3 protein-coding genes and 1 pseudogene are annotated in these 5,266 nt (G+C 21.1%); 2 read left to right on the top strand and 2 right to left on the bottom strand.

What is annotated here, in order from left to right; translation table 11 throughout:
• Positions 1–1,048: 1,048 nt before the first annotated feature.
• Positions 1,049–1,507, top strand: coding sequence for a hypothetical protein (locus tag NQK76_RS02165; protein WP_004994645.1), 459 nt, complete (start codon positions 1,049–1,051; stop codon positions 1,505–1,507).
• Between the two features lie 377 nt (positions 1,508–1,884).
• Here NQK76_RS02165 and NQK76_RS02160 read toward each other — a convergent pair whose 3' ends face one another.
• A complete protein-coding gene (locus NQK76_RS02160; RefSeq protein ID WP_238120198.1) occupies positions 1,885–2,160 on the bottom strand; it encodes an SVM family protein in 276 nt (91 codons plus the stop codon).
• Between the two features lie 1,374 nt (positions 2,161–3,534).
• On the opposite strand from NQK76_RS02160, the pseudogene NQK76_RS02560 reads away from it, so the two are divergent.
• A pseudogene (locus NQK76_RS02560) lies at positions 3,535–4,292 on the top strand (group II intron reverse transcriptase/maturase); the annotation flags it as partial.
• 279 nt (positions 4,293–4,571) lie between these two features.
• Here the strand turns inward: NQK76_RS02560 and NQK76_RS02150 are convergent.
• Positions 4,572–4,937: an SVM family protein gene (locus tag NQK76_RS02150; RefSeq protein ID WP_213680339.1), complete on the bottom strand. Its 366-nt coding sequence runs from the start codon at positions 4,935–4,937 to the stop codon at positions 4,572–4,574.
• Between the last annotated feature and the right edge of the window lie 329 nt (positions 4,938–5,266).

Raw genomic sequence — 5,266 nt, 5'->3', positions numbered from 1 at the left:
TATTTAGAATAAAAATATCAAAAAAATAACTTTTTATATAAAAAAATATATGATTTTTTTAAAAAAGTTGTTATTTATAAAAATATTAAATATTATGTAAAAAACATGTTTTTTATTATAAAGTTTACTTCCTATAATATTAATTATGTAAACCATTGAATTAACCTTATGAAATTGACTATTTATCCTCTTGATTCATTTGAAAAGAGCAAAAAAACAAAAAAGTAACCAATAATTGGTATCTTTATTATTAATTACTTCAAAAAACGTTGTGTAGTAAACAGAGTGCGGCGCGCCCTTTGCCAAAATAAATTAGAAAAGATAAGCATAAGAAATCTCTTTTTATTTCTTTTAAAAAACAAAAAAAGATCAACTAATAAAGTTGATCTTGAACATAATTAACAGATTTTATTAATTGTAATACTTTTGGGGTGCAGTGCGATCTGACCTGGTTATTTTTTAAATACCGCGAAATTTAGGTATCTTTGGCATCCTAATCTTTTACCTTAATGTTTTATTTCAAGATTTTGAAAAAAGTAAAAATAAATTTTTTATCTTACTTATAATATTAATAAGCTTAATTAAATATGATTTTTTATAAAAAATTAATTTATATTATTAAATGCGGTTTTAATATTAATATTAAAAATAAAATTATTTTTTAATATTATTAAAATAATAAATAATTATTTTAATGATAATAATTTTAAAAATAAATTTTTCATTTTCCATTATTATGAAAATAAAATTTCAAAAAAAATATATAATAAAAATGTATTAAATATTTAATAAAATTTATATAACTATTAATTTTATCTTAATATATTAAATTTAAATAAAATAATATAAACTTTTTTTTCATTTGAGGAACCAAATTAATAATATTTTTTTCTATTAATATTTAAAAATATATATTTAAGAAAAAAATTGCAATTTAATCAAATTATTATTTCTTATAGATGGATTGTTCATGAATTTTTAAAAATATTCATTAATTTATAAAAAAATTATAAATATTTGTCAATTTCATTAGAAAGTTTTTTATCATATGAATTTTAAGTTCACAAAAATACAAATAAAAAAAATTAATATGATTTGTTTATTTATAATTTTCTTAGCTTTAATATTTATAAATAATCAAAAATCTTATATAGTTTACGCTGGTTCGAATTATTCAACCATCAAAAGAACAGAATCTTCTGAAATATTATTTGATTGTTTAGAAACTAAAATAGAAATTTTAAGAGACAAAATAGATCAATTTTCAAGGAAAAAAAATGAATTATTAAAAGAAATTGATACAGTAGACAAAGAATTGTTATCATTGAATTTAAAAATTAAAAATAAATCCCATTTTAATGTTTCTAAAAGTTTTTTAAAATATCAAATATCTTGTTTAAAATCAAAGAAAAATAATCTTAAAACAAATTTATATGATTTACATTTAGAAATAACAGAATTAGAACTTAAATTAAGAAAAAAATTAGATTTATTAACTAAAAAATAATGTTGTTCTTTTTAAAATTAATTTTATCATTTTACTAAAAGCAATAATTATCGATAAATAATTGATTAATCATCATCAAAATATTATTAATAACTTATATGTATCCTTATTATTTATAATAAATAAAAAATAAATTAGATAAAATCTCTTTTAAATAGTAAATCTTTAAATTAAATACATTTAATGTTTTATTATATTTATTTAAATAAAAAAAGACCCCCGCAAAAGGGTCTTTTATATTTAAGAAAAGAAAATTATTTTTATATTGATAATATTTTTAGTTATTGTCATTATTTAAAGTATATTTAAAAGATGTTGATAAATTTTTAGTTGTTCTTTTTGATTATTAACTAATTGTTCGTGATTTGTTTTTAATCTTAATAGTCTTTTTTTTCATCATCAGTAAGATTAACTGATTCTTTTAATGTTTTATTTATGTTTGTTATTGTGGTTGCATTATCATAAATTTTTTGTTTTAAATAGATAATATTTTCTTCAATAGTGAGATTATGTTGAGAAGGTTGATTGTTACTAGTTCCTGGAAAGTTTGGATTCATTGCCATAACTTGATTAATATTCATTAAGAAGAATAATCCTAAACAACTAATTAAAGAGGATGGCAAAAGATGTAATTTATTTTTTATTTGCATCATTTTAACTTATAACTCTCCTTTTATTTATCCCTCAGTTGAGGTGATATCGTAAAAGGAATTTTTGTTTTGAAATAATAGAATATTCACTGATTTCTTTCATGTATTTTTCTATCTTTTTTTATATTTTTCAATATTAACTAACTTATCTTGGTAATATTTTTATTTAATTTCTAATGTACTAATTTGAATATTAATATCTTTGATTTTAATAATTATTTCAAGTATTTTTTCTTTAAGTTTTTTTCAATTTTATCTTTATTACCTCTTCTATCATTTATCTTTTTCTAATAAAATTGTTTGTGGTTTTAAAACTGTTATTCGATTTGGAAAAGGATTTAATTACAAATTAGTATTGATCATATTCTTTTTTATATTTAATAAAATATTCATAATTTTTTATGAACCTTCTAACATTTGTTACCAACTCGTTTTCAATTCCGCAATTTTTTTCTTCGAAAGATAAATCAAGTAGTAAGAAAGCAGGATTAGAAGATTCTTGAAAAAGATCAGTTTTAATTTATTATAAACATACTGCAGTTGTTTTGATTTTAGGTGAAATAGGTTTTGTAAAAGATTGTGGATTAGAAGGAAGCGGTGCTTCTTCAGGTTAGAAAATCTCTTTTTTTTGTTCTAAAAAAGATAAAGGTGTTTAAGAAGAAATAACATTATGATAATTTTTATTAATCATAATTATAATTACTATTCCTAAAAATAACTATTATTTAAATAAAATATTTTTTTTATAAAAATTTTTTTTGATTCACAAAATTTCATAACCTTTCTGATAATAAAAGATATTATTATCAAATTTAGAAATTTGAATATATCACTATTATATAAATTTAAGAAAGAAATATTAAAAAAAATTAATAATGAAAATTTATTTCATCATTATTTATTGATAATTGGTTAATAGAATTGAGCATATTTTCTGTTTTTTTGTTCTAAGAAATATTTTTGATTAGGAACGTAACTAGTTTTTTTGTTTTAGTTCCTCTTTTTTTCTTAACATGCCTCGGCATCCAAAAGCGTTCATATAAAATTCAGCCCTTTGATAAAAGATAGTCTTCAATTATAAAATAAGCTTTGATCGAAATAATTTTATAGATGATAAGGATTATTTATGATTGATAACAGATGTTTATTTTTTTCTTTTTATAGGTTTGTGAGTTGATACAATATTTGGATCTGATGTATTTTTTTATTATTAGAGAACAATTTTGTTAATTTACTCATATTAATTTGAATTATTTTTTGGAAATATTCAATACTTTCGTCTAATGAGAAGCTGAGATATTTCCGAACTAAATAGCGATCAAGATGATCATTAATATTGTTAAAAGTTGTAACAAAATAAGGGGGGGGCAGTGCGAGAAAATTGTGAAAGCCAGTAAAGGAACGAGGCTTCTATCCTACATGATCAAGGTCAACCCCACCAATAAAACTCGTCAAGAGAAGGCCACCAAGAATTCCTTAAATGGCAAAGTTTAGATCCAAATTCCCAAGGCGAAAGCTAAAGAATATGGAGAGGAATATAATTGGTTAAAAAGGGGAAGGGTGAGACATGATGAAACATTAGCAGATAGAGACGAGTTAGAAATAATCCGGACCTATAAGACAATTGTTAGAGGAATTATCCAATACTTTTGTTTAGCTAACAATCTCGGGGGTCTTAACCCATTTAAATTATCTAGCGGAATATAGCTGTTTGAAAATGCTGGCAAGGAAACGGAAAACGTCAATTGCCAAAGTTCGAAAGAAATGTAAAATTTGTTCAACTTGGGGAATTTCTTATCTTAATAAAAGGGGAAACCCAATACGAACTATGGAATGTTTACACTTGGGACAAAATTAAAAAAATGCGTAATTATAAGGGAAATCCCGATATTACCATCAATAAGTATATTTTCCAAGGTCGTACCTATCTAACCGACCATCTAAAAGCGGAACGTTGTGAGCACTGCGATAAAACAACTCAACTACAAATTCATCACATTGGTACGGTCCGCAATGCGCACCACCAAAGTATCATGAATAAAAGAACAAAGGTATTGTGTGAAGATTGTCACCGAAAGGTAACCAATCAACAAATACACGATATCAGAAAGAATAAGAACAATAAGAATAAATAGCTAATCAACCGTGAGGGGAAATTAGTTCTCGCAAGAGAGTAAATTATGGAAAGCCGGATGCTGGGAAACTTGCTTGTCCGGTTTGGACGGGGGCTGATTGTAAATAAAACAGCAAAGATAAATCTTTGAATAAAACGCAATTAATCTATCCGTATTATCATTATGAATATATATTAAATATAAAATTTATAATTTTTATTTTTAAAAAAAATGCATTTGGATAAAAAATCCTCTTATTCTAAGAGGAATTTTTATGGGTTTTAATTTTAATTATTTTGTTTATATAATTTTTATAAATGGTTTTAAATTGAAAGTTACTTTTTTGGTTTTTTGTGAAATGTTTTTGTAAATTTCATTTTTTCTTTCTTTTAATTGGATGTATTGTTGTTCTAATTTTAAAATTTCTTTTGTATCCGCCAAATTTAAATTAGGTTTTTTATGATTTCTAAAATAATATATTTGTTCTTCTAATTGTTTTTGTTGTATTGATAATTCTAATAATTTTATATTCATATTTTTATTATCGGAAATCAGTTCTTGTTTTTTTATCGCCATAACTTGATTATTATTTATCATTAATAATAACCTTAAAATAATAACTAAAAATAATTTTAAGAAACTTAATTTATTTTTTACTAAAACCATTGTCTATCACTCTTTTTATTGTTGTTATATTCCTCGATTGAGAAGAATGTATAAATATATTTAAATTAGCTATTTATATTTTAATATTAATTGTATATTTTTTTTTTTTTTTTTTTTTTTTTTTTTTTTTAAAAATTAAATTTTTTTTTTAAAAAATATATTTTTTTTTAAAAAAAAAATTATTTTTTTTTAAAAAAATTATTATTTTTTTAAAAAAAATTTATTATTTTTTTTTTTTTTATATATTTTATATTAATTTAAAAGTTGTATATTAAAGTAGATAGGCTTTGAGAATATTTTTTATGTAAAAATTAATTTTAAATTTATTT

The organism is Candidatus Phytoplasma australasiaticum subsp. ipomoeae, assembly GCF_024425275.1.
In the GTDB taxonomy this organism is placed as follows: Bacteria; Bacillota_I; Bacilli_A; order Acholeplasmatales; family Acholeplasmataceae; genus Phytoplasma; species Phytoplasma australasiaticum.
Note: the sequence above shows the minus strand (reverse complement) of the source record. Positions and strands in the feature narration are given on the sequence as shown.